This is a genomic window from Tessaracoccus caeni, assembly GCF_029211185.1.
In the GTDB taxonomy this organism is placed as follows: Bacteria; Actinomycetota; Actinomycetes; order Propionibacteriales; family Propionibacteriaceae; genus Arachnia; species Arachnia caeni.
The window spans coordinates 33,623-59,294 of sequence record NZ_JARGDO010000022.1; the positions used below are offsets into that span (position 1 = coordinate 33,623).

Below are 25,672 nucleotides of genomic sequence, written 5' to 3' on the forward strand. Positions count from 1 at the left end.
GACGCCACCCGTGCGGGCACGCTTCGTAGACGCCCCTCCAGGTGCCCATGCGTGGGTACACTGCTCTGGAACCTTTATCAGGAAGGCCTGAATTGTCTTTGGCGGAACAAGCCCGCGAGGCGGGGCTGCACCGTGTGGGTGCGCGCCAGCCGCTCGGCCGTTATCTGCGCGACGTGTGGTCGCGTCGCGACTTCATCGCGACGATGGCGCGCTACCGGATGCGGGCAGGCCTGGAGACGAACCGCTTGGGTCTGGCCTGGATCGTGCTGCGGCCGTTGTTGAATGCGCTGATCTACGGGGCGATCTTCGGCCTGCTGCAAGGCAACGCCCGGCCCGAGGGCTACGCGGCCTATGTGGTGGTGGGGGTCTTCCTCTTCGAGTTCTTCACGGGGTGCTTCAACGACGGCTCGAAGTCGATCACCAAGAACCGCAATCTCGTGCAGTCGCTGGCTTTCCCCCGGATGACGCTGCCGCTGGCCGTCGTCGTGGAGCAGTTCCTGGAGTTCGTCATCACCTTGGTGGTGCTGGTTCCGCTGCTCCTGGCATTCGGGCACTATCCGTCCTGGGGATGGCTCTACATGATCCCCCTGGTCCTGCTGTTCACCCTGCTCAATACGGGTATCGCCCTGATCACCGCTCGGCTGACGGTTCACGTCTCAGACCTCAGCCAGCTCCTGCCCTTCATCAGCCGGCTGCTGTTCTACACCTCCGGCGTGCTGTTCGCGGTCGACCGGGTCTTGGAGGCCTTCCCGTGGGCGGTCGAGGCCTATGACTTCCATCCGCTCTATCAGGTGCTGCAGATCGCTCGTCATCATCTGCTCGGACAAGCGGCCTATCCGGCGCATTACTGGCTGACGCTGAGCCTGATCTCCGTGAGCGTGCTGGTCTTCGGCGTCCTCTTCTTCTGGGCTGCGGAGGAGCGTTATGGCCGCGATTGAGTTGGCACGCCGCGGCGAGCGCGGGGTTCCGGTGGTGATCGTCGACGATCTTCATGTCACCTACCGGGTCTATGCGACGGGCAAGGCGGCGGGCAGCGCGCGCAGCGGGCTGTTGAGCAAGACGCGCGGCATCCGCGAGGTGCACGCCCTGAAGGGCGTCTCCTTCGTGGCGTACGAGAACGAGTCCATCGGAGTCATCGGCTCCAACGGATCGGGCAAGTCGACGCTCATGCGCGCGTTGACGGGGCTGACGCCCCCGGCGAGCGGCGCGGTCTACGCGCGTTCCCGCCCCAACCTGCTGGGCGTCGGCGCCGCGCTGCTTCCCAACCTCTCCGGCACTCGGAACATCGTGCTGGGCGGTCTGGCGATGGGCTTCTCCCGGAACGAGGTCAACACCCTGCGCGACGAGATCGTCGAGTTCTCGGAGCTCGGCGATTCGATCGATCTGCCGATGCGCACCTACTCCTCCGGCATGCAGGCCAGGCTCAAGTTCTCCATCGCTGCGGCGCGCAGCCATGACATCCTCATCGTCGACGAGGCCCTCGCGGTCGGTGACAAGCGCTTCCGGCGGCGTTCGGAGGCCAGGATCCGCGAGATCGCGAAGGAGGCGGGAACCATCTTCCTGGTCTCGCACTCCATGGCGTCGATCCGGGACACCTGTGAGCGCACCATCTGGATCAACAAGGGCGTCCTGGAGATGGATGGTCCCACCGACGAGGTGGTCAAGGCCTACGAGGCATCGAAGCGGTGACGGAGCCCGAGGAGCGTCCAAAGAAGCCCACCATGGCGCAGCTGCGCCAGGTGGTGCAGACGGACGAGGTGATGGCCCGCAGCGCCGAGCACTGGACCGGCACGCTGTACATGCGCCGGTTGTCGATCAACCTCACCTATCTCCTGGTGCGCACCCCCATCACCGCCAACGGGGTCACGGGCCTGATGATCGTGGTCGGCATCCTTGCCGGCCCGGCGCTGCTCCTCCCCGGCTTCTGGGGGCCGCTGGCTGCCGTCCTCTGCACGCAGCTGCAGATGTTCCTCGACTGCTGCGACGGCGAGGTCGCCCGGTGGCGTCGGAGCATGAGCCCCAAGGGCATCCTGCTCGATCAGATCGGGCACTTCACCGCTGAGGCCTCCATCGGGATCTTCATCGGGGTCAAGGCTGCGGCCCTCCTCGGACCTGGCGCCGCGACGACGGGCGACTGGTACTACGCCTTCCTCGGGGGTGTGCTCGCGGTCGGCATCAGCTTCAACAAGGGGCTCAACCTGATGGTGACCGTCGCCCGCACCAACGCAGGCCTCGGCGCGCTGCCGGATACGACGGCGGCGCGGGGGATGACGGGCGGGGGTGCCCTGGTGCAGCTGCGCCGCGTCGCGCGCTTCGTGCCCTTCCATCGAATCTTCCATTCCATCGAGCTGACCCTGGTGACGTTGGTGCTGGGGGCGGCTGCCCTGCTGTTCCCCGACCAGCTGTCGATCTGGCGTGGCTACGTGACCGTGCTCGCCGTGCTGATCTGGGTGGTCAGCCTCGGCCATTTCCTTGCGATCTGGAGGTCGCCGAAGCTGAGGGTGCAGGCGTGACGGCGACCGACGGCGTGCCCACCTGGGGAGTGGTGCTGCTGACCATGGGCAGAAGGCCCGCCGAGATGACGCGAGCGCTGGAGTCGATGCTGGCGCAGACCGGCGTGGCGCTGGACATCGTCGTGGTGGGCAACAGCTGGGAACCCACCGGGCTGCCCGACGGCGTGCGTGGACACTATCTGCCCGAGAACCTCGGCATTCCTGCCGGCCGCAACGCGGGGGTGCCTCTCGTTGACGGCGAGTTCATCGCCTTCATCGACGACGACGCGTGGCTGCTGGACGACGACTTCCTGCTCACCTGTACTCGGCGCTTCGCCGAGGATCCGGGACTCGGCATGATGCAGGCCCGGGTCATCGACCCCGATCATCGCGGTCAGGAGCCGCGACGCTGGATCCCGCGCATGCGCAAGCGCGATGCGCGGACGACCAGCTCGGTGTTCTCGGTGATCGAGATGGTGGTCGTGCTGCCGAGGCGGGTCTTCGACGCCGCGGGTGGCTGGGCTGGCGAGTATTTCTACGCGCACGAGGGGATCGAGTTGGCCTGGCGTGTGTGGGACCAGGGCATGCGCGTCGAGTATCGAGGAGACCTGCGCATCGGGCATCCGGTGATGGAACCCACCCGGCACGATGAGTACTACTACATGAATGCCCGGAACCGGGTGTGGCTGGCGCGTCGTTGCCTGCACTGGCCCTTCTCGTGGGCCTATGTCGCCTCCTGGACCGCGGTTCAGGTCATTCGTGGTCGACGGAACCGGGCCGCCATGCGCACCTGGTGGAGCGGCTGGCGCGACGGCTGGCGATTGCCGGGCTGGGTGGGGCAACGGCCCCGGAAGCTCCGGTGGCGCACCATCTGGGCGATGTGCAAGGCCGGGCGCCCACCGGTGGTGTGACCGCCGCGACCCGAGATGCCGTGTCGGGGCCTCCCCGTTCGGCAGGCTAGGCTGGGAATGTCTCTAGCTGAAGTGGACGCGCCCAGGCTGACGATGCCGAGAAGTGGAGGTTGTGAGTGAAGATCGGTCTGATCGGCATCAACAAGTACGCGAAGTTCTTGAACTTCGCATGCGACCTCCACATCTACGCGTTCCAGCAGTACCTGACCCAGCATGGGTACGAGTCGACGATTCTCGACTACCAGCCGGTCTACCACGGCGATTTCGACATGAGGCATCCTGCCGAATACGCCGAGGCGAAGCACCAGGAGGCCCTCGAGCGCACGGCGACGACGCCCGCGCAGATCGCCGCCCGCGAGCGGGAGATCTCAAAATGGGAGGCCTTGTCCGAGGGGTACCGCAGCGTCTATCACGAGCGCGAGCGCCGTTACGACAAGTTCGAGGCCTTCGTCGACGAGCACCTGGTGTTCACGGAGGAGGTCTACGACTCAGACCTGCTTGAGGTGCAGGATCCGGGCTTCGACTGCTACATCTGCGTCACGGACGTGATCTGGCAGTCGCTGCCCCGTCACGTCTTCGATCGGGGCTTCCTGCTCGGGTCCAAGGCGTTCGAGGGGAAGCAGAAGATCGCCTACGCGGCGAGCCGTGGCGCGTCGCGCGACTTCACGGAACGTGAGGAAGCGGCGTTCTTCGGATACTTGGACGACATCGACGCCATCAGCGTGCGCGAGCGAGACTTCAGCGCCTATATCGAGGGCCGCTCGGGGTTGGCCGCGCCGACGGTCCTGGATCCAACCCTGCTCCAGGACAAGGAGTTCTGGCAGAAGGTCTCGACGAAGCCGAGCGAGGAGCGCTATGTGCTCCTCTACTACGTGATGGAGCGTTCCACCGACACCATCGCCAAGGCCGTCGAGTACGCCAAGTTCCACGACCTCACGCTCGTGGAGCTCTCCGACCGGCCCTTGAAAGAGGGCAAGGTGACCGATCCCGAGGTAAAGCACATCGCGCGCTACGACGTCGGCATGGAGGAGTGGCTGGGCTACATCGAGCACGCGGAGGCCGTGTTCACCAATTCCTTCCACGGCTGCTGCTTCTCGGTGCTCTTCGAGAAGCCGTTCTTCGTCGGCAGCCGCAACGGGCAGAAGGTGCCCAACTTCCTTGCTACCTTCGGGCTCGATGACCGTCGGTTCACGCCGCGTGCGGATGTGGGCACGTTCTCGCACCAGATCGACTACGCGGCGGTCAAGGAGATTCTCGACGGGCTGCGCCGCCAGTCCGGTGACTTCATCCTGGGCGCGCTCAGGGACGCGGAGAAGCGGATCGAGTCCGGAGAGGTGCGTGACTCGTCCCCCCACGAGCAGAACCGTCGCCAGATAGCCTATCCGGCCCGGTTCCACAGCGGACGCAGCAGGGGGAGTGTGTCGCTGTCCGCGAACGCTCCGGAGGCTCTGGAAGTCGACCAGCTGGCGCGCGGAGCCATCGAGTACAGCGAGCCCGGACGCCGGTACCTCAACGATGGAACCTCGCAGATAGCGCCGAACTACTTCGAGGTGGACGGACACGAGTTCGTGGGCTGGACCGCACGGCTCCGAATCGACAACCGGTGGTTCTGGTGCCTCGAGGACGGAAGCCTTTCTCCCGACAACCCCGAGGGCTCGACGGAGGCCCCCAGGAAACAACTGTTTGCCGATCAAGCGAGCATCCCGCACCTTCCGGTGAACAAGGTCAGCGTCGTCGTTTTCGTCGCGAAATGGCGGGAGCGCACCTCCGCACGTCTCGTCCGCCGGCTGCGGTCGGTGCCGCGGCTCGCGCGTCGCGCGGGGCGCAAGGCCGAGCGCGTCATAAAGCGAAGGCGGTAGACGCCACACGGCTCAGGTGGCGCACCGTTCGGGCGATGTGCACGGCCGACGCTACGCCCACGGTATGAACCGACCCGACGGATGATGCGACCGCAGGCCTCCTGGTTGCACATCGTTCGTCGTCGGTCTCCGAGATCCCGGGTGTTAGTGTTATTTCCATCAACAAACCGCACAAACGGGGGAAAATCCATGCTAAAGACCAAGCCAACGGCGCTCGGACCGTGGCTCCGAGCGATGATCACCGCGGTGATCAGTCTCGCGCTGATCGTGACGGCGGCGGGCGCCGCCGCTGCCGATGAGCCGTCCACGCCAGAACTGGCGACCCCCGGTGTGACGGTGTCCGCGCCGCCCACGTCGGCATACGTCGGCCGCTCCATCACGATCAAGGGCGCGGTGACCGGGCTTGCCGGATCGGTGAAGGTCCAGGCGCAGCGTTACATCGACGGAAAGTGGCGCACCCAGGCCAGCAAGACGATCGATGCCGCCGCCGAAGGAACCAACTATTCGATCGGCGCCTCCGACAAGGTCAACGAGGCCAAGGCGACGGCGTGGCGGATCGTCGCCTCCGACGAGACGAACAGCGCGACCTCGGCCAAGTTCTACGTCAAGCGGACCGCACCCAAGGTCAGCTTCAAGACCAGCGACCTGCGACGCGTTGGCCAGGATGTCACCGCGAGCGGCACGCTCACCGGGTTCTCCGGCTCGACGAAGCTCAGGCTGCAGGTCTACCACAATGGTGAGTGGTACACCCAGGCGAAGACGACCGTGAAGGCGAGCGAGAAGGGCACCAGCTACAAGCTCGTCGACAAGGGCGGCATCGACAAGACCGGCACCAAGAAGTGGCGCGTTGTCGCCAACGCCGGCAAGGTCGAGGCCAAGTCGTCGAAGATCTCCGTCAAGCACGTCCCCACCCGCAAGGTGACGGCGTCGGCCACCCGCTCGCTGCAGGTCGGCTCGAACAACTACGCCTCGGGCACGGTGCGTGGATACACGGGCACCGTCAAGGTGAAGGCCCAGGTGTACAACGACGGTGAGTGGCAGACCAAGGAGACCAAGACGATCAAGGCCTCGTACGACGGCACCTCTTACGACGTGGCGCTTCCGTACGGCGTGAACAGCGCGGGCACCAAGACCTGGCGGATCGTCGCCGACGACGGCAGCAACACCAGCAAGTCGAGCAGCTTCAAGGTCACCCGGGTGTCGGCCAAGCTCGACTCCCGCTGCCTGACGGGCCGTGCCCTCTGCATCTCGAAGGAGGACCGCAAGCTCCGCTGGGTGATCGACGGCGCGGTCAAGAAGACCCTGGACGTGCGGTTCGGCAGCCCCAAGACGCCCACCCGTAACGGTGCGCATCAGGTGAACTGGAAGTCGCGCGACCACGTGTCGTCGCTGTACCACTCGGCGATGCCCTTCGCGATGTTCTTCTCAGGTGGCCAGGCGGTGCACTACTCCGCAGACTTCGCCCGCAACGGGTACTACGGTGCCTCGCACGGCTGCGTGAACGTGCGCGACTACAACGGCATCAAGAAGCTCTTCGACGAGGTTCGCGTCGGCGACAAGGTGATCGTCTACTGACGGATCTTCGAACGACCGAAAAGGATCGGGCCGGTGCATGTGCACCGGCCCGATCGTTTTCCCGCGAGCACGTGCCGCGTCGCGAGTCAGTGCTTGTCGCGCTGTGTGGCAGAACCTCGGGGCAGCTTCCGCATGAGGGTTCGCACCGCCCTCGCCGCGGCCCGGGCGGGGGCCGGCACCTGCTGCGCGCGCTCGTCGGCCCGATCCACCGCCCGCTCCAGTTTGCGGTAGTTGTCGTAGGCGCGACGTAGTTTGCGGGTGACCTTCGCCCGGTACTCCTCTTCGGTGGTGCCGGCATAGCGCGGCAGCTCGGCACGGAGTTGGGCGTAGCTGTACGGGGTGGCGTCGCTGGTAGGGGCGACGATGTTCTTGATGCCGGCGAAGAGCGTCTCGTAGACGGTCATCAGGAAAGCCTCGTCCTTCTGCACGCCCTCGGCCATCGCCTTCTCCAGCGCCGGCACCACCTCTGCTGCCGTCCACCGCTCGACGGGGAGCGCGCGGTCGCCGTGGCCGACGGAGGTGTAGAAGTACGGCACCTTGAAGTTCCAGGACAAGCCGACCGAGGGGATGCCGTGGGCGAAGGAGGCGATGGAGGCGTGCAGCCGGTAGGCGATGATGCCGTCGCAGACACTGAGCTGGGCGTGCAGCTCCTCCGGTGAGTTGATCGTGACGGCTGCCTTGCCGGTGGGAATGCGTTCGGCCTTGACGAGGCCGTCGAGGAACGCCTCGTCGGAGAAGTGCCCGGTGGTGAACAGACGGTAGTTGTAGCCACGGGCCGTGAGTTCGGCGATCATGTCGGCCCAGAACCGGTGCTGGTCCGCTTCGGTGAAGGCGATGCCGTTGTCCTTGAAGATCCCCGTGCGGGTCACGACCAGCCCTACCCGCTTCTTCCGCCGCCGGGATGGCTGGGATCCGCCGGAGAGCCCCGCGAGATCGGAGAAGACGATGTCGGCGAACACCGCGGGGTCGGATACGTGCGCGATGGCGATGTCCGTTCCCTCCGCGTACTTCTCGACCGAGGAGATGTCGTCCCGAGTCGTGATCTGGCGCACCACTGGCTGCGCGAGGGCGGCCTTGAGTTGCTGCGACTTCGAGTTGGCCTCGTCGTAGGGCTCGACGCCGATGCTGGAGAACAGCACGGGAACCCCGTGCTCCTGGGCGATCTCCAAGGTCTTGATGGTGCGCAGATAGAACCGCTGGTAGGTGTAGTTGAACAGCGGCGCGCCGCCGAAGACGATGATGTCGGACTGCGAGATCAGCGTTCTTGCGGTCTTCAGCAGCGTGGGATCGCCGCTCTCGAGATAGGCCTTGGGAATGATCCCGGCAGCCCGGCTGTCGATGGTGTAGCCCGCGGGCCCGATGCCAAGGTTCTTCATCACGCCCTCGATGAGGGAGATCGCGCAGGCTTCAATCAGTTGGTCACCGACGTTGTCCGAGTCTCGGTTGGTCAGCAACAGCACGCGGATCTTCGTGCTCTTCGTCCGTGGGAGAGGATCCTTTACGGGAGCCACGGTCGGGGGCGTCGGGAATACCGGCAGCTCGCCGTAGAACAGCTCGTCACCGACAGTGAGGAGGGGCAGCCAGGGCTTGCGGTCGCCGGCTTTGTCACCGATGCGCGCCCGGCACCCTTCTCCAGGATTGGTGAATCGGAGGCGCGCCCGACCATCCGAGATGACGAGGGTCGCCGGGTGATCGGCGAAGACTGGCGTGCCCGTGAGGCTGCGGTCTATTCCGACCCTGGTCGGCACTTCGCCACCGCCGTCGTGCGACCCAGCCAGCAGAACCTCCAACTCACCCCCGTCACCGAGCTGGGCCGCCGTCGGGGCCAGCCGGCGGACGGCCTCTTGTTCGCCGTCGACGAAGATGGTCGCGCCACCGCCGTCGTTCGGGTACACAAGGTGCAGTCTGCCGCCGGTCAGCAGCGTCGACGCGGGGAGCTCCGAGTCGACGGTCACGGGGCGTGCGAGGGTCGATCCGACGATGAGATCCCAGTAGCCGGACGTCAGGGAATTGCCCATCGCGGCGGTGGCCGGGTCGATGGAACCGGAAACCGAGCCGGTGAGGGTGACGCGACCGTCGTCGTCCTGATGCCGCTCGATGCTGCTCTCGACGGGGATGGCCCACGAGATGCGGCTGACGCGGTGCCGGACGACGAGGTTCATGGATGCACCCTCGAGGTACGTCGTCCAGTCGCGTACCTCCAGCGGGAGAGCGGCCAACAGATCATCGGAGAAGCGCCGCACGATCCGGCCGTCCTCCGTGTCCAGCACCAGGGGCTCGCGGTCGCGGTCGAGCCAGCTGATGTCAGCCGAGACCTTCAGGACGCCATCGGTCCAGCGGATCGAGGTGGCATGCGCGGTGCCCCGGAGCGGGGTGTCCTCGGAGCACAGCAACTTCATCGTCGTGGCGTCGCCGTGTTCCAGGAGGTAGGCCCTGGCACGCAGGGGTGGCGTGAGCGTCGCGTCGAAGCGAGCCAGATCGAAGTCCTGACGCAGCGCACGGGCGTGGGAGAAGATGAACTCGCAGGCTTCGTCGGGCCTACGGCCATAACCTCCGTCGAAGGCGCCGAGCACGCGCGCGGTGTACTGGGTGTGCATCAGCTGCTCGCGTTGCAGGGCGTGTTCGTCGCCGGGCAGCTGGGTGACGATCTCCTCCCAGATCCGGCGGTACCAGCTCCAGTAGTCATCGGACCACTTTGCGAACGACGTGTCCGACCCGCCACCCTTCGACTCCACCCAGTGGTAGTAAGGGACGCTCGACAGCGTCGAGATCACCTTCGCGTGCCGCGCCGCTCGGATGTTGAAGAACTGGTCCTCCCACAGCACCCTTCGACCCTCGGGGAACCGGATGTCGTGCTGTTTGAGGAATGCGAGGCGGTAGAGCTTGTGGGGATTCATGGGAAGCAGGGGGTGGGTGTCGGTCCTGCCGACCGACTGAGCCTGATCCTCGATGTAGGTGCTGAGAGCCCAGCTGGGGCGGCGCGTGTAGGCCTCTTTCCCGTTCACCACATCCGCGTTGTTCGCGACGGCGTAGTCGTAGGCGGCCCGCAGCGCGTCCGGGTACAGCTCGTCGTCGTGGTCCATGAAGGCCACGTATTCCCCGCATGCCTCGTCCATGCCGGCATTGCGGGGCTTCGACGGCCAGCCGGAGTTCGCCAGTCGGAGCACGCGGATGGAGGGGCGGGTCTCAGCCAGCTTCTCGATCCGCGCCACGGTGTCGTCAGGCGACCCGTCGTCGACGAAGAGGATCTCGAACTCGTCCTGCGGCATCGTCTGGCGGTCCAGCGAAGCCATCAGGCGCTCCAGGGCGAACTGCGGCGTACAGAACGTGGGGACGATAACGGTTACCTTCACGCAGCGATTTTACTGCCGCGGCACCCATCCCCTGCCCTGCCGACGTGGCTGAGTCGCTATCCCCGAAGCGACGTCTGCGAAGCAGTCTCTGCGGCGCGCTAAAGTTGTTGCCGTGCCCGCCGCCTCCGCAACGCTCGGACCTGATACCAGCGACACAGGTTCTCGTCGTCCGGCCCCATCGAGCTTCCGTACCGACATCCAGGCGCTGAGAGCGATCGCCGTCCTCCTCGTCTTCGTCTATCACCTGCGCCCAGACAGAGTGACGGGCGGCTACATCGGCGTCGACGTGTTCTTCGTCGTCTCCGGTTTCCTGATCACCAGCCACATCATCCGCGACGTCGCCCGCACCGGCCGCGTGAACCTTGGCCCCTTCTGGGCGGCGCGGGCGCGGCGCATCCTGCCCGCGAGCCTCGTCGCCCTCGCGGCGACGATCCTGCTGACCGCCTGGCTGGCGCCGGTCACGCTGCTCGACGACCTCCGGCGCCACGCGCTGGGATCGATCTTCTACGTGGTGAACTGGGTGCTGGCCGGGGACGCCGTCGACTATTCCGCAGCGGAGAACGAGGCGACGGCGTTCCAGCACTTCTGGTCGCTCTCGGTCGAGGAGCAGTTCTATCTCTTCTGGCCGCTCCTGGTGTTCGCCGTCTACTGGATCGTGGTGCGTCGAGCGGGCGCCAAGAGACCCGATGACGGTGGGGCTCGACTCCGCGGGGCCCTCTTCGCTGCCTTCGGCACCGTCGTCCTGGTCTCCCTGGTCTATTCGGTGTACGCGGTCGCCGACGGCCGGGCGGATGCCTACTTCATCACCACCACCAGGATCTGGGAACTCGCTGCCGGCGGCCTGCTCGCGACGCTGCGCTTCGCTCATCTGGCCCGCGGCGTCCGCTACCTGCTGGCCTACGCCGGGCTTGCGGCGATCCTCGTCTCCGCGTTCCTGCTCACCAATCAGACCCCCTTCCCCGGGCTGGCCGCCGTTCCTGTGATCCTCGGGACGGTCGCGGTCATCATGGCGGGAACCCCCGGACGGGATGAGGCGACGTGGTCGCCGTCGCGCTACGACCCGTGGGCGCTCGCGGCGCGATGGCGCCTGTCCCAGTGGGTCGGCGACCGCTCGTACTCGCTCTACCTGTGGCACTTCCCGGTGATCGTGCTCTGGACGATGGTCGCCGAGCGCGACCTCGACTACCTCGACTTGATCGGGATGACGGTGACGTCGGTGGTGCTGGCGCACTACAGCTACCAGTTCATCGAGCAGCCCGTGCGACGCGCGCGCTTCTTCGCCGAGTCGACGCGGAACTCGCTGCTGGCAGGGCTCGCGTCGATGCTCGTGGTGGCGGCGCTGACCTTCGCCTATCCGCTGATGACGGCTCGGGTGGCCGACGACTGGACCGACCTCGCAGCCGAGTCGCGGGAGCTGCCGGCGATCGGCGCGGCCGCGGTGGAAGGTGGCGAGGTTCCCACCTTCACGACCGAAGACGCGATGATGACGCCGAGCCCGGCGGATGCGTCGCAGGATCGCAACATCGCGTTCAGCGACGAGAAATGCGTCTCCGACCGCCGGTCCAAGAAGGCGACGCTCAGCTGCACGGTTGGAGACCCTGAGGCCGAGCTCTCGGTGGTCCTGGTCGGCGACTCGCACGCGCGCATGTACTCCACAGCCCTGGCCGAGATGGCCGAGGACGAAGGATGGTTCCTGCGCACCTACCTGCGCAACACCTGCCCGTTCAACCCGGATCCGCGCGAGACCGAGGCGGAGAAGAAGTCGGTCTGCACCGAGCCCAATGCCGACGTGATGGAACGGATCCTCGCCGATCCGCCAGACCTGGTGATCACCACGTGGTCGGCGGCCGGCGAGTTCGTCGACGACGGCTCGGCGAGCGCACCCGGCGCGGACGGGTTTGCGCAGTACTGGAATGTGCTGGAGGACGCAGGCATTCAGGTGCTGGTGCTGCGCGACAGCCCCCGCATGGGCCGGATGATCCCGGACTGCCTCGCCGAACACTATGAGACGCCCACTCGGTGCGGGGTCTCACCTGACGATGGGCTGCTGGGGGAGGACGTCCTCTCCGACGCGGTGGAGCTGGCCCCGCAGGTGACGGTCGCCGACTTCACGGACGTCTTCTGCTCCGAGTCCCGGTGCAAGCCCGTGATCGGCAACGTGATCGTCTACAGCGACCACCACCACCTGACGGACACCTTCGCGGTGACGATGATCCCGCGGCTGGAGGAGGAAGTGGAGCGGGCGCTCGCCTGACGGCTCCGCGGGATCTAGCCCGCGGGAGTCTCCTCGTAGCTGCGCAGCATCCGGTCGATGCCGTGCTCCAGGTCGACCTGGGCGCTCCAGCCAAGGGCCTCGACGGCTGAACTGTCCAGGCCCAGGTACTTCGATTGGTTGTACGCGCGGTCGTCGGCGTGATCGGGGTTGGCGAAGATCCGCTCCAGCTGCTTCTCCGGGCGGGCCTGCGCGAACTTCAGCGCGAGATCCCGGATGCTGACCATGCCACCTGGGTCGGCGACGTTGTACGCCCGGTCGGTGCCGGCCAGCAGCGCGTAGAACATGCCGGCGACGGCGTCGCCGACATAGGTGTAGGTGCGCATCGCCGCGCCGTCGCTGTTGAGCACGATGTTCTCGCCGCGCACCACGTTGGCCGCGAAGTCGGCCTGCACCCGGCCGTCGTCGAGCGCCATGCCGGGGCCGTAGATGTGGCCGAAGCGCACGATCCTGGCGTCCAGGTCGTGCTGGGCTGCGTAGACGCTGGCGATGGTCTCGGCGGCGCGCTTGCCCTCCGAATAGCTGGCACGCGGATTGAGGAAGTCGAAGCCGCCATAGGAGCTCTCGGGGATGAGCCGGACGTCCTCGGGCTGCGCGCCGTAGACCTCGGAGGAACTCATCAGCACGAAGCGGCCCGCGCCCTTGGCGACGCATAGGTCGAGCAGGTTGAAGCTGCCGAGCAGATTGGCCTTGATGGTGGCCACCGGATCGGAGGCGTGCAGCGCCGGCCGGGCGGCGCTGGCGCCGTGGATGACCAGGTCCAGCGGGCCGTCGAACTCGTGCAGCTGCGTCACGTCGGTGGCCAGCAGCCGGAAGTCGGGACGATCCAGCACCGGGCCGAGGATGCGGCGGGCCTTGTTCTCGTTGCGCACCAGGCCGACCACCGTGATGCTGGCGTCGCGGGCGTCGTTCAGGCCGAGCAGCGTGTGCACGGCGTACGAGGGCAGCATGCCGTTGGCGCCGGTGACCAGCACCGTCGTGCCGTTCAACCGCTCCCACGGGAGGGGGCGGTCGATGATCTCGGCGACGTCCTGGGCGATCACGGGGGACAGCGTCATCACATCCCCACGATCTGCTGGGTCTCCAGCACGTCGAAGTAGGTGCGGCATACGTAGAAGTCCTCCGCGGTGGTGATCTTGATGTTCGATCGAGGGCCCTCGACGCGGAACAGCTGACGGCCGTGCGTCTCCATCAGAGTGCAGGAGTCGATCGAGTCGTGCTCGCCCTCGGCGACCGCTAGGTCGTACAGCGCGAGGATCTCGTCGAGGTGGAAGGTCTGGGGCGCCTGGGCGGCGTAGATGTGGTCGCGTGGGATCACCTGGGTGATCATGTCGTCGGGGCTGACGGCGACCGTCTCGTTGAACTTGGTGCAGGTGATCGCGTTGCCCTTGACGCGCGCCATCTCGATGTTGGCCGAGATCAGCTCGTCGTTGATGAGCGGGCGGACACCGTCGTGCAGTAGGACGATCGTGTCCGACGGATCCTCGACATCGGCGGCGATCGCCCGCAGCGCCTTGTGCCGGGACTCCTGCCCGGTCTCACCTCCATTGACGACCCAGCGCACCTTCGTGATCTCGTGGCGTCGCAGCAGCTTCTCGGTCAGCGACCGCCAGTCGGGATGGGTGGCCAGCGCGATGCCGTCGATCTCGGGGTGGTTCTCGAACTTCTCCAGCGTGTGGATCAGGATCGGCTTGCCGTGGATCTCGAGGAACTGTTTGGGCAGAGCGCGGCTGTTCATGCGGGAGCCGATCCCGCCGGCGAAAATGGCCGCGATGTTGGTGCTCATCGGTTCTCCTCCTGTGCTCCGTCTGAGTTGGTGCTGGGGGACTCGGCCACCGCGCTCTGGCCATGGCGCTCCGGTGCCACCGCCTCAGCAGGCGGCTCGCCAAGGATCAGCCAATCGATCACCCGGTCGGAGGAGTGCGTGTCGACGTTGTCGAAGTTCTCCTGACGGAACTGGTCGGTGCGCCAGGTCTCGAAGTCCTCGTCGTGGATGGCGGTGAGCAGCTCGTCGAACGTGTGGCACACCTTGCCCGGGGCGGTCTCCTGGTACGGGCGGTGGAAGCCGCGCACCGACGAGTAGACCTGCTCGTCGTAGGCGAAGAACAGCATGGGGCGGTTGAGCAGCGAGTACTCGTAGATGATCGACGAGTAGTCGGTGATCAGCAGATCGGTGAGCAGCAGCAGGTCGTTGCCGTTGCGGTAGTGGGCCACGTCGATGAACCGGTCGCGCATGTGCTCCGGGATCGGCACGTTGCCGGGGATGAAGTGGTGCATCCGGAAGGCGACCACCGTGTCCTCGCCGCACAGCTCGTAGAGCGCCTCGAAGTCGATCTTCTCGTAGGGGTAGGTGGCCTGCCTCGCCCCGCGACCGCGGAAGGTGGGCGCGAACATGATCACCCGCTTGCCCTTGAACTCGGGGAAGGCCGCGTAGGCGTCGCGGAGGGAGGCCTCCTGCGCCGTCGGATCGAGGAACGTGTCGATGCGGGGAAGCCCCGTCGGGATGACCGCCTCTTCCTCGATGCCGAAGGCCTCGGAGTACACGTGCTTGAGGTGGTGGGATCCCGTGATCGTGTAGGTGTACTTGCGGTGGGCGTTGGCCAGGCCGGGGGAGCCGAACTTGCCGAATCGGCTGTAGCCGACGCTCTTGAAGCCGCTGCCGGCGTGCCAGAGCTGGATGATCTTGGTGTCCGGATTGAGGCTGAGCCATCCGAGCGGGGGGAAGTAGTCGTCGAGCAGGATGATGTCGGCGCGCCCCATCTCCTGCAGGAGCCGCACGAAGCCCATGGTGGTGGCGGTGCCTGCGGTGCGGAAGGAGAACTGCATGTCGAACTGCTTGTCGAGGCCGCGCTCGATCATGCGATCGCGGACGGCCAGTAGGTTGCCCTCGATCTGGGCGCGCATCTCGGAGGCGAAGAGGATGCGGGGCTTGTGCGTCCCCCCGGTCCGTGCGCGAAGCGCCCGTGCCGCGCGGTCTGCCTGCACGCTGCGCTCGTAGATCTCCCGGGCGAGCTTCTGCTTGCGACCGATGGAGGTCAGGGCCTTGATGGCTTGGCGGCCACGCTTGATCGGATGCTGCAACATGGCGGGCTTCTTCTTCCCGCCGCGCGAGAAGCTGTAGGCGCGCAGGGCGAGCAGCGGATTGGTGTCGCTCTCGGTGAGACCGAACGAGACGGTATAGACGCTCTTGTTGCCGTTGTAGAGGAAGACGCGAGAGTGGTCTTCCAGCGCCTCCAGATCGTCGAGGTCCCATTGCGCGCCCACAACGACGCCGGCTTCGGTGCCGTCGTCGAGCCAGGCGTAGAACTTCCAGGTGCCGTTGGGGAGGAACTTGCGCTTGGCGAACGTGGAGATGTTGACGTAGACGCGGTAGCGCCCGTCGCCCTCGTAGGTCCATTCGACGTCGTGCCCGGCGCTGACGTCGCGGATGAACAAGGCGCCGAGGCTGGGCAGGGTGTCCGTGTCCGGCTCTCCCGGGTCGTCCTGGCCGGGGGCGCCCGCCGCGGCGACATCGACCCCTTCGGCAGACTCCTCTTCCGCGTCACCGTCCTCGGACTCAGCGCCGCCGCCCGCAGGAGCGGATGCGAGTGGCTGCTGGGGAACACCGGCCAGCGTGAGGCGGCCGGGACGAGGGGCGATCGGCTGACGCTCCGCAGGGTCGTCGCTGCCGGAGGGGGTCCACGTTGCGAGGAGATCGACGGTGAGGTTGACCCGCTCCCACGCGATGGACGTGACGACGAACTGAGTGGGCATGAGCTTCCTCTCCATGGGCCTCGCGAAGGCACCTCTTGTTGACCGGGCCTAGGATACCGGGAGCGAGGAGAACCTGAGGGGGGCCTATCCGCGGAGTCGCTCAGCTGAAGCGGCGGGCGTGAGTCCTCGCGTCTGCGATCAGCCGCGCGATCGCCGTCGACTCTTGCCTTCTCAGCTTGAACGACTCGGACGAGCCCTCCCCGATCATGCTGACAAACTCGGCCAAGCCATAGCGCAGCCCGTCCCCGTTGTACTTGTAGTAGTACTTGCGGTTGTCGCGAGGATCTTCGAAGCGGGTCTCGAAGTACTCCGTGAGCCACCAAGGCGACGGCACGTAGAGATAGCCGCGGGTTCCCGCCACCACCAGGTTGCCCTCCGCCTTGACGCCGATCCCGACCTTCGCGGTGGCGACGGCGTGAGGGTAGCTCAGATCGATTCGGGCGAAGAGATCCACCGCGCTGGACTCGGGGTGGTAGGTGCGGCAGGACACCTCTGAAGGGTCCAGGCCGAGCAGTTTGATGATCGCCAGCAGAGGGTAGGAGGCGAGCTCGGTGATGGAACCGCCATCGGGAGCCTCGCGCTCCCGGCCCGAGGGAATCAGCTTGGTGAAGGTGGCGTCCACCGAACGGATGCTTCCGATGGTGCCGCCTCGAGCGATCGCGACCATACGCTGGAAGCCGGGCGCGAACGCCGTCTTCAGGGCCTCGAGAAGAACAAGGTTGTTCCGCTCCGCCAGGTCGTGCAGTTCATCGACCTGCTCGGGCCGAAGTGCCATCGGCTTCTCGCACAGGACATGCACCCCCGCTTCGAGCGCCTGTCTCGCATAGGGCACGTGGGTGTCATGAGGGCTGGCCAGGTAGACCGCGTCGACATGGGCGAGCAGATCCTCGAGGCTCGCTTCTGCGTGCTCGAGCCCGAAGGCCTGCGCGAAAGCGCTGGTGCTCTGACTGGTCCTGCTCCAGACGCTGCTGATCTCGACGCCGGCCACGTAGCGGGACTCCCGGACGAAACGGCGCGCGATCCGGCCTGTCCCCACGACACCCAGTCGCAGCACCCGACCGCCCTGCCGCAACTGGGTGCTCGACACGCCCGTGGTGCGTTCGAGATAGATCACCTCGCAGTAGTCGCTCAGGTAGTCGAACTTGCCCTCCCAGTCGGACCCGATGACGAAGGCGTCGACGCCGTAGCGCTGGATGTCCTGGATCTTCTGGCCTTCGTACTCCTCGACGATCACCTCGTCGGCGAGCCCGGAATCCGTGACGTTGCGGATGCGCTCCACCAAGGACTGGCGGACGTTGAGCTTGCCACGGGTGGCGTCGTAGCTCTCGCTCGTGACCCCGACGATCAGATGGTCGCCCAGCGCCCGAGCGCGTTCGAGGAGTCGTCGGTGTCCCTCATGGAACAGGTCGAACGTCCCATACGTGATGACGCGTCTCAAGGCACCCTCCGAGTGGCTTCGATCTCTACGGCCAAGATACTGCGTAGCGGGCGCCCTCCTCTAGGATGACCGCGGGGGCAGCTCTCAGGAAAGGAAGAGAACCGTCGTGCCATTGGTCTCGGTGATCGTGCCCGTGTACAACGCGGAGCGCCACATACGGGAGTGCCTAACCAGCATCCAGAACCAGACTCTCACCGACTTCGAGCTGATTCTGGTCGATGACGGGTCTACTGATTCGACCCCGGCCATCCTCGCGGACTTCGTCGCGAGTGAGCCCCGAGCGCGGATCGTCGCAGGCCCCGCGAGGGGCACCGCCGGCGCTGCGCGCAACCGAGGAATGACGGAGGCGACGGGGGACTACCTCTCCTTCCTCGACTCAGACGACTTCTTCCTTCCCTCTCTGCTGGAGGAGCTCCACACGAAGGCGGCCGCCGACAAGGCGGATGTCGTGGCGTGCAAGTTCTTCGCCTATAACGATGTGACGAGGGAAGTCCGGCAACCTGAGTGGATGCTGCAACTGGATCAGCTTCCGCGGAAACAACCCTTCTCCGCCCGCCAGGCCGGTGCCCACCTCTTCACCGCGTTCAACCCGGCGGCATGGAACAAGCTCTTCCGGGCCGAATTCGTCCGGACGCACGGGTTGCAGTTCCAAGAGCTGAAGCGCGCCAACGACGCATATTTCACCTACATGGCCCTGGCTTTCGCCAGGCGCATCTCCTACCTCGACCGTCATCTCGTCAACTATCGCGTCGCGAACAGCACGAGCCTGCAGGCGACGGTGCACGAGAACCCACTCGAGTTCACCGCGGCGCTGGAGGAGATGCGCGCGACTCTGACGGAGGGCGGCGTCTGGCCGAAGCTCGAGCACGCGTACGGACAGCTGGCGCTGAACATGTGCGTCGGCAACCTCAAGCGTCAGACGACGGCCCAGTCGTTTCTCGAGATGTACGACGCCTTGCGGGACGGCGTGTTCGAACGGTTCGGCATCCTGGACCGCCCCGACGACTACTTCGTGGACGTCAAGCATCGCGAGTGGCGCCGACGCGTGTTGGCCGAGAAGCCCGAGGAGTACTTGTTCCAGCGGGCGCTCGCTGCGGAGACCCGGGCGGAGAAGGCCGGCTTCGACGCGAGGGAGGCGGCGAGGAACACCATCGTGAGGGTCGATCCGATCGGTGCGACGGCGGCATCGTCCGCGGACGAGGGAGCGGGGCGCCAAGCGGAGGACGCGAATGGTCCCGACGTCTCGGTGATCCTCCCCGTCTACAACACGGCGATGTTCGTGTCCCAGGCGATCGAGAGCGTCCAGCGTCAGACTGGCTGTGAGATCGAGATCATCTGCATCGACGACGGTTCGGTGGACGGCAGCGGCGAGATCCTCGACCGTCTCGCCGCCGACGATCCCCGGATTCGTGTGGTCCACCAGGACAACGCGGGGCCAGGGCATGCCCGCAACGTCGGCCTCGCTGCTGCCACCGGCCGGTACGTATGCTTCCTCGACAGCGACGACTACTGGCAGCTGGACGGGCTCGCCGATCTGGTCCGGACGGCGGATGCCTCGGAGTTGGACGTGCTGACCTTCGACGCGATGTGCGTCCGGGAGTCAGGGGTCGAGGACCGGACCTGGACCAAGTACGAGACCTACTACCAGCGCCGCCCCTACGACGGCGAATGGACCGGTCCTCAGCTCATGGCGGCGATGCACGGCGCGAAGGAGTACCGGGAGAGCGCCTGCCTGTGCATGGCCCGCCGACGCTACGTCGCCGAGCGCGGCGTGAGGTTCCCCACCGGGATCCTCCAGGAGGACAACCTGTTCACCTTCGCGCTCCTGCTCTTCGCGCAGCGGGCCGGTCACTCGCAGACGACCCTCTACGCACGCCGGCTGCGCCCGAACTCGATCGTCACGGCCGGCAGCCGCGAGTCGGCGGCCCGGGGCTACTTCCTCACCTGGGTCGAGATGGTGCGCCTCCTCCGTGGGCATGATTTCGGCGACACGGAGGTCGCCCTCGCGGTGGGGGCCATCGTCCAGATGGTGTTCTCATCCGCGCGGCGGGCCACGGCCCGCCTCACCACGGAGACCGTCGGTCGGCTCGCGGAGGTTGATCCCGACGCCGATGCGGCCGCGCTCTTCTGGGCCCTGAGACGCTCGTGGACCGACGACAAGGCCAAGAAGCGCCTCGAGCGCCAGCTCAAGGACATTCCCGCTCCGAAGGCGCCGGCTGCTCCGAAAGCGCCCGCCGCGCCGCAGAAGGTGACGTTTGCGCGTCGTGTGAAGCGGCGGCTGAAAAAACTGCTGAAAAAGAAGTGATCTCCGGGACGACGGTGTCGTCCCGGAGATCAACTATCAGAGGCAGGGCCTGCTCAGGCGCGTTCCCACCCTTCGATCCAGTCGACGTACATCTTGGCCTTGGGCAGGTTTGCCTTTTTGATGCCGGGCAGCTTTCCGGAGGGCTTCGTCATGTACTTGGTCTCCCAATCGGAGGACAGCAGGCTGATCGCGAGGAAGTACTTGTCTCCCTTCACCGCCTTCTTCTTGAAGCGCTGGGTCTCGACGCCGTCGATGCGGAAAATGAACTCGGAGCGGGTCCATTCCACTGAATAGACGTGGTACTTGTCCCACCACTTCGGATCCTTGGTCTTGTCCTTGAGGACGTAGTGACCGAACTGGGTCAGCTTTCCGTCACCCTTCTCGTCGAGATGGATGATGTTCGAGACGCCCTTGCCGTAGCCGAAGGACTCGATCATGTCGATCTCCGTGCCGGCCGGCCTATCGACCTGGTTGTCGCGAATCGTCTGCAGCCAGACCGAGCCGTGCATGCCTTGATCCTTGGGGAACTTCACCCGGGCAGCGACCATGCCCTCCGACATCAGGAAGGAGTCCTTGGTGTCGACGCGAGCGTTGTAGAACACGCCGTCGGGACAGCCGTCCACCTTCATGGCGTTGGCTTCCTTGAGCGCCTTGGTCTTGGCCGAGCCCTTGAGCTTCTTGGCCTTGGCGATGGCGTCATCCTTACGGGCCTGCTGCTGCGCCTTGGCGTTCTTCGTGACGTCCTTGATGATCTTCTTCTCGTCGGCGTTCTTCTTGTCCAGCTGACGGATCGACTGGACGAGCTTGCCGTCCTTCACCGCGGTCTGCTTGGTGGCCACGGCCGAGCACAGGCGGCTGTTCCAGAACTGACCCACGGAGTAGTAGTTCCAGCGCTCGTTCAGCTTGGTGCCGGAGAAGTCATCTCGGACCACACGCTTCCACTGGCTGCCCGCCTTGATGGTGGGCGTGGTGACCGGCTTGATGGTCTTGGTGGTGGTCTTCTTGTTCTTCGTCGTCTTGACCTTGTGGATATCGGCGACGGCGCGGTAGCTCTTGTCCTTCTTGATCGAGGTGACGCCGAAGGTGACGTTGCCCTTCGCGTCCATCTTCGCGGACGCGGCCTGCTTCCACTTCTTGCCGTCCTTGTACTGCAGGCTCACCACTCGGTCCTTGTAGCCGGAGGTGAAGGTGGCGACCACGATCTTCTTGCCGTAGTCGGCCGGCAGGATGTTGAGACTCGCCTTCTTGTCGAGTTTCACCGATGACGTCAGCGCATCCTTCGACGGCTTCGGGGCGGCCTGCGCCGACGGTGCGACGATCGGGGTGACGACGAGCGACAAAGCGAGCGTCACCGCGAGGGCGAAGGCGGATAGTAGACGGCGTAATTTCATTTCTCTCCCCCTAAGAGATCCCGCGGATAGGTGGCACCTACTGCGGCGCACTGGGCGGCGACCTGGCTTCGTTGTCGAACTTACCGGCATACCCAATGCAGGTTTCGTTCTTCGCCTTGCCATGTCATCCGCCCAGTACGTCCTCGCTACGGCACCACCTATCCGCGGAACCTCTAAGAGGCCGGACCGAAGTGTCGGCGGGTGGTCGTGGACATGAGCGGTGACCGAGGCGGGATCACGCGCGTTCCCAGGCTTCGATCCAGTCGACGTACATCTTGGCGTTGGGCAGGTCCGCTTCCTGGAGTCCGGGCAGCTTTCCGGAGGGCTTCTTGATGTACTTGGTCTCCCAATCGGAGGCCAGCATGCTGATCGCGAGGTAGTGCTCGTCGCCCTTCACGGGCTTCTTGTCGAAGCGCTCGGTCTCGACGCCGTCGATGCGGAAGATGAACCCGGACTCGCCCCACTCCACCGAGTAGACGTGATATTCGTCCCACCAGTCGGGATTCGCCGTCTGCTCCTTGATGACGTAGAAGCCGTGCTGCTGCAGCTTGCCGTTGCCGTCGTCGTCATAGTGGATGATGTTCGAGACGCCCTTGCCGTAGCCGAACGACTCGATCATGTCGATCTCGGTGCCGAGCGGACGATCGACGCTGGGATTGCGCGTCGTCTGCAGCCACACGGAGCCGTGCATGCCCTGGTCCTTGGGGAACTTCACCCGCGCGGCGATCATGCCCTGGCTCATCGTGAACGCGTCCTTGGTCTCGACGCGAGCGTTGTAGAACACACCGTCGGGGCAGCCCTCGGTGTCCATGGCCTTGGCCTTCTTGAGCTCCTTCGCGTTGGACGCCGCCTCGATGGCGGCGCTCCTTCGAGCCTTGCGCTCCTTTTCGGCGTTGTTCGTGACGTCCCTGATGATGTTCTTCTCGTCGGGATCCTTGCTGTCCAGCTGGTGGATCCATTGGACGAGGTTGCCGTCCTCGACGATGGTCTGGCCGGGGTCGACCGAGGAGCACAGTCGGCTTCCCCAGTACTGGCCGTACGCGGTGTAGTTCCACCGGTCGTCCAGCTCGTCCTCCGAGAAGTCGTCCCGGAGGAGCTGGTTCCACTGGCCACCGGCCTCCACCACGGGGGTGCGGATCGGCTCGACCGTCTCCGAGGCCGACACCTGGTAGGTGTCGGCGACGGCGCGGTACGACGTGTTCTCCTCGACCGAGTCCAGAGTGAAGGAGACCGTTCCCGCCGCGTCCATCTCGCCGGACGCGGCCTCCTTCCACTCGTCTCCATCCTTGTACTGGAGGCTGACCGTCCGACCCTCATGACCGGTGCTGAACGCTGCCAACACGAGCGTTCCGGTGTCGTACTCGATCGGCAGGATCTCCAGCGTCGCCTTCTTGTCGGCCGCCACCTTCGACGGAATCGCCGTCTCGGAAGGAGAGGGGGAAGGCGTGGGCGTAGGTGACGGCGTCGGAGTCGGTGTCGGCGAGGCCGTGACCGACGGTGTGGGAGTGGTCGGCGGTTGCGGGGAAGGCGCGCAACCGACCGCCGAGAGCCCGACGGCCATCGAGAGCGCCGTCGTGGTCAGGAAAACATGTCTCTTCATCGTCGTCCTCGTCCGTATCTTCATGACCTGACCCGAGGTCAGGCCCGCTCCCAGGCCTCGACCCAGTCGACGTACATCTTGGCGTTGGGCAGGTTTGCCTTTTTGAGTCCGGGCAGCTTTCCGGAGGGCTTCTTCATGTACTTGGTCTCCCAGTCGGAGGCCAGCATGCTGATCGCGAGGAAGTGCCTATCGCCCTTCACGGACTTCTTCTTGAAGCGTTCGGTCTCGATGCCGTCGATGCGGAAGATGAACTCGGACTTGGTCCATTCCACCGAGTAGACGTGGTACTTGTCCCACCACTTCGGGTTCTTCGTCTGCTCCCGGATCACGTAGAAGCCGTACTGCGTCAGCTTCCCGTTCTTCTTGTCGTCGTAGTGGATGATGTTCGAGACGCCCTTGCCGTAGCCGAAGGACTCGATCATGTCGATCTCCGTGCCGGCCGGCCGCTGCACCGAGTTGTTGCGGGTGGTCTGCAGCCAGACCGAGCCGTGCATGCCCTGGTCCTTGGGGAACTTCACCCGCGCGGCGACCATGCCCTGGCCCATGTCGAAGGTGCCGAGGGTGTCGACGCGGGCGTTGTAGAACACGCCGTCGGGGCACCCGTTGACCGGCATGGCGTTGGCCTGCTTGAGAGCCTCGGTGCGCTTGCTGCCCTTGAGCTTCTTCGCGGCCTTGATAGCCGCTGCCTTGCGCGCCTTCTGTTCCTTCTTGGCGGCCTTGACGGTCTTGTTGATGACCTTCTTGTCCGCGGCCTTGTTGGGGTTCAGCTTGCGGATCTTCTGGACGAGCTTGCCGTCCTCGAGCCGGGTCTGCTTCTTGTCGACCGCTGAACAGAGCCGGCTGCCGAAGAAGAGGCCGACCTGCCTGGGCTGCCAGCGCTTATTCAGCTTCTTCCCGGAGAAGCTGTCGCGGAAGAGCCGCTTCCATTGCTTGTTTCCCTTGACGGTGGGGGTGGTGACCGGCGTGTAGGTCTTCTTCCAGCCCCGGTAGGTGTCGGCGACCGCGCGGTAGTCGACGGTCGAGATCTTCTTGAGGTTGAAGGTGACGTGACCCTTCGCGTTCATCGTCGACGAGGCGACATGGATCCACTTGCCGTCCTTCTTGCGTTGGAGGCTCACCTTCCGGTTGTTCTGCCCCGTGCTGAACTTGGCGACGGCGACGTAGGTTCCGTGGTAGCTGACAGGAAGCAGCTTCAGGATCGCCTTCTCGTCGACCTTCACCTTCGACTTCAGGGCGGCCTTGCTGGGACCGGCGGCGGCAGCCTCCGGGAGAGTGTTTGCGGGGGTGGCAGTCTGCAGCAAGATCGCCAGGACGAGCGAGAGGGCGAACAGCAGGCTTTTCTTCATGGTTCTCCTAGACGTAGAGATCCCACGGATAGGTGGCACCTCTTAGCTTGGCTTTCGCGACCTCAGCCTACAGTCCCCGCCCCTGAGACCCTGCCTCGGCAGCGGCCCCTGGCTGCTGTCTAGACGAATGGCCACCCCCAAAAGTCTAGGGTTCGGGAAAGATAACCGGTGCAGCGGAGAGATGGACCTGGTGTGACCGCCTTTTGCGGGCGCAAGGCTTGACGGCTATTATCGGCCGCACATGCGCCGATTGCGTCGTATGCCCCCCAGAGCGTGCCGTTCGTAGCACCACGACCCATGAGGACACCCGTGAAGTATGATTACCTCCTTGTCGGCAGCGGGCTCTTCAATGCGGTGTTCGCGCACGAGGCAAAGAAGCACGGCAAGACCTGTCTGGTGATCGAGGCCCGCGATCATATCGGTGGGAATATCTACACCAAGGAGATCGAGGGAATCCAGGTGCACCTCTACGGCGCCCATATTTTCCGCACGTCGAACTTGTCTATTTGGCGCTACATGGAGCAGTTCACGGAGTTCAACCGGTTCGTCAACTCGCCCATCGCGAACTACCGGGGGAAGATCTTCAACCTGCCGTTCAACATGAACACGTTCGCCCAGATGTGGGGCGTGGTGACCCCTGCCCAGGCGAAGGCGAAGATCGAGGAGCAGCAGGAGTCCCTGTCGTCCGAGCCCAGGAACCTCGAGGAGCACGTGATCAGCCTGGTGGGGCGCGACATCTACCAGACGCTCGTCAAGGAGTACACCGAGAAGCAGTGGGGAAAGCTGTGCACGGAGCTTCCCGCCTCGGTGATGCGACGGATCCCCGTGCGGTTCACCTATGACAATAACTACTACCGCGACCCCTATCAGGGCATTCCGATCGGCGGGTATACGCGCATCATCGAACGGATGTTCGAAGGATGCGAGGTTATTTACGGCGCCGACTACAACGCCGACAAGGAAGGGTTCCGCAAGATGGCCAAGGAGGTCGTCTACACCGGAACGATCGACTCCTACTTCGACTATCAGTACGGCGCGCTGGAGTATCGGAGCCTACGATTCGAACACGAGATTCTCGACGAGGAGAACCACCAGGGCGTTGCCGTGATGAATTTCACCGGTCACGAAGCACCTTATACGCGACAGATCGAACACAAGCACTTCGAGTTCGGAACACAGCCCAAGACGGTGATCTCCCGCGAGTATTCCTTCGAATGGTCCAAGGGTCACGAGCCGTACTACCCGATCAACTGAGCCGCCCCCTTCATTCGGTCCGGACGCTCTGTGAGTCGTCGGTTTCCATTTGATGGGTGCACTTTCGAGCGTACTCGGCTGGGGGTAGGTAGCCGAGCGAGGAGTGCCGGCGGTGGTGGTTGT

The 25,672-nt window shown here is 65.2% G+C and carries 18 protein-coding genes; 10 read left to right on the plus strand and 8 right to left on the minus strand.

Annotated elements, in window-relative coordinates:
• Positions 1-92: 92 nt before the first annotated feature.
• From P0D62_RS16420 to P0D62_RS16445, 6 genes are all read left to right on the plus strand, one after another.
• On the plus strand, positions 93-938 hold the full coding sequence (locus P0D62_RS16420) for an ABC transporter permease (protein ID WP_275703626.1): 846 nt from the start codon (positions 93-95) through the stop codon (positions 936-938).
• Positions 925-1,689 carry an ABC transporter ATP-binding protein gene (locus tag P0D62_RS16425; RefSeq protein WP_275703627.1) on the plus strand — a complete coding sequence of 255 codons (765 nt, stop codon included), beginning with the start codon at positions 925-927 and terminating at the stop codon, positions 1,687-1,689. The genes P0D62_RS16420 and P0D62_RS16425 overlap by 14 nt, the downstream gene beginning before the upstream one ends.
• Positions 1,686-2,513, plus strand: coding sequence for a CDP-alcohol phosphatidyltransferase family protein (locus tag P0D62_RS16430; RefSeq protein WP_275703628.1), 828 nt, complete (start codon positions 1,686-1,688; stop codon positions 2,511-2,513). The genes P0D62_RS16425 and P0D62_RS16430 overlap by 4 nt, the downstream gene beginning before the upstream one ends.
• Positions 2,510-3,403, plus strand: a complete 894-nt coding sequence (locus P0D62_RS16435; protein WP_275703629.1) for a glycosyltransferase family 2 protein — start codon at positions 2,510-2,512, stop codon at positions 3,401-3,403. Before P0D62_RS16430 ends, P0D62_RS16435 begins: the two co-directional genes overlap by 4 nt.
• A 116-nt stretch (positions 3,404-3,519) precedes the next feature.
• Complete coding sequence (locus tag P0D62_RS16440) at positions 3,520-5,262, plus strand: polysaccharide pyruvyl transferase family protein (RefSeq protein ID WP_275703630.1); 1,743 nt, start codon at positions 3,520-3,522, stop codon at positions 5,260-5,262.
• A 189-nt stretch (positions 5,263-5,451) separates the two neighbouring features.
• The gene (locus tag P0D62_RS16445; protein ID WP_275703631.1) at positions 5,452-6,837 is read left to right on the plus strand and encodes a L,D-transpeptidase; all 1,386 of its coding nucleotides are present in this window, start codon (positions 5,452-5,454) and stop codon (positions 6,835-6,837) included.
• 86 nt (positions 6,838-6,923) lie between these two features.
• Here the strand turns inward: P0D62_RS16445 and P0D62_RS16450 are convergent, their stop codons facing one another.
• A complete protein-coding gene (locus tag P0D62_RS16450) occupies positions 6,924-10,190 on the minus strand; it encodes a glycosyltransferase (protein ID WP_275703632.1) in 3,267 nt (1,088 codons plus the stop codon).
• Between the two features lie 112 nt (positions 10,191-10,302).
• On the opposite strand from P0D62_RS16450, the gene P0D62_RS16455 reads away from it, so the two are divergent.
• The gene (locus P0D62_RS16455; protein ID WP_275703633.1) at positions 10,303-12,444 is read left to right on the plus strand and encodes an acyltransferase family protein; all 2,142 of its coding nucleotides are present in this window, start codon (positions 10,303-10,305) and stop codon (positions 12,442-12,444) included.
• 14 nt (positions 12,445-12,458) lie between these two features.
• On the opposite strand, the gene P0D62_RS16460 is transcribed toward P0D62_RS16455, so the two are convergent.
• The 4 genes from P0D62_RS16460 to P0D62_RS16475 form a co-directional block, all read right to left on the minus strand.
• Positions 12,459-13,520, minus strand: a complete 1,062-nt coding sequence (locus P0D62_RS16460) for an NAD-dependent epimerase/dehydratase family protein (protein WP_275703634.1) — start codon at positions 13,518-13,520, stop codon at positions 12,459-12,461.
• Positions 13,520-14,248: an IspD/TarI family cytidylyltransferase gene (locus tag P0D62_RS16465; RefSeq protein ID WP_275703635.1), complete on the minus strand. Its 729-nt coding sequence runs from the start codon at positions 14,246-14,248 to the stop codon at positions 13,520-13,522. The genes P0D62_RS16460 and P0D62_RS16465 overlap by 1 nt, the downstream gene beginning before the upstream one ends.
• Positions 14,245-16,215 carry a CDP-glycerol glycerophosphotransferase family protein gene (locus P0D62_RS16470; protein WP_275703636.1) on the minus strand — a complete coding sequence of 657 codons (1,971 nt, stop codon included), beginning with the start codon at positions 16,213-16,215 and terminating at the stop codon, positions 14,245-14,247. Before P0D62_RS16470 ends, P0D62_RS16465 begins: the two co-directional genes overlap by 4 nt.
• Positions 16,216-16,315: 100 nt before the next feature.
• The gene (locus P0D62_RS16475; protein ID WP_319947016.1) at positions 16,316-17,653 is read right to left on the minus strand and encodes a Gfo/Idh/MocA family oxidoreductase; all 1,338 of its coding nucleotides are present in this window, start codon (positions 17,651-17,653) and stop codon (positions 16,316-16,318) included.
• A 106-nt stretch (positions 17,654-17,759) separates the two neighbouring features.
• On the opposite strand from P0D62_RS16475, the gene P0D62_RS16485 reads away from it, so the two are divergent.
• The gene (locus P0D62_RS16485) at positions 17,760-19,958 is read left to right on the plus strand and encodes a glycosyltransferase family 2 protein (protein WP_275703637.1); all 2,199 of its coding nucleotides are present in this window, start codon (positions 17,760-17,762) and stop codon (positions 19,956-19,958) included.
• A gap of 53 nt (positions 19,959-20,011) precedes the next feature.
• Here P0D62_RS16485 and P0D62_RS16490 read toward each other — a convergent pair whose 3' ends face one another.
• Both P0D62_RS16490 and P0D62_RS16495 read right to left on the minus strand, forming a co-directional pair.
• Positions 20,012-21,349, minus strand: a complete 1,338-nt coding sequence (locus P0D62_RS16490; RefSeq protein WP_275703638.1) for a glycoside hydrolase family 16 protein — start codon at positions 21,347-21,349, stop codon at positions 20,012-20,014.
• Positions 21,350-21,584: 235 nt separating this feature from the next.
• Positions 21,585-22,754, minus strand: a complete 1,170-nt coding sequence (locus P0D62_RS16495) for a glycoside hydrolase family 16 protein (protein WP_275703639.1) — start codon at positions 22,752-22,754, stop codon at positions 21,585-21,587.
• Here P0D62_RS16495 and P0D62_RS16500 point away from each other — a divergent pair.
• Positions 22,741-22,980, plus strand: a complete 240-nt coding sequence (locus P0D62_RS16500) for a hypothetical protein (RefSeq protein WP_275703640.1) — start codon at positions 22,741-22,743, stop codon at positions 22,978-22,980. The genes P0D62_RS16495 and P0D62_RS16500 overlap by 14 nt on opposite strands.
• A 7-nt stretch (positions 22,981-22,987) precedes the next feature.
• Here P0D62_RS16500 and P0D62_RS16505 read toward each other — a convergent pair whose 3' ends face one another.
• Entirely contained in the window at positions 22,988-24,295 is a 1,308-nt protein-coding gene (locus P0D62_RS16505; protein ID WP_275703641.1) for a glycoside hydrolase family 16 protein, read from the minus strand.
• Between the two features lie 309 nt (positions 24,296-24,604).
• Here P0D62_RS16505 and glf point away from each other — a divergent pair, with 309 nt between their 5' ends.
• Positions 24,605-25,549 (plus strand): UDP-galactopyranose mutase, encoded by a 945-nt coding sequence (gene glf, locus P0D62_RS16510; protein ID WP_275703642.1) that lies wholly within the window; start codon positions 24,605-24,607, stop codon positions 25,547-25,549.
• Positions 25,550-25,672: the final 123 nt, after the last annotated feature.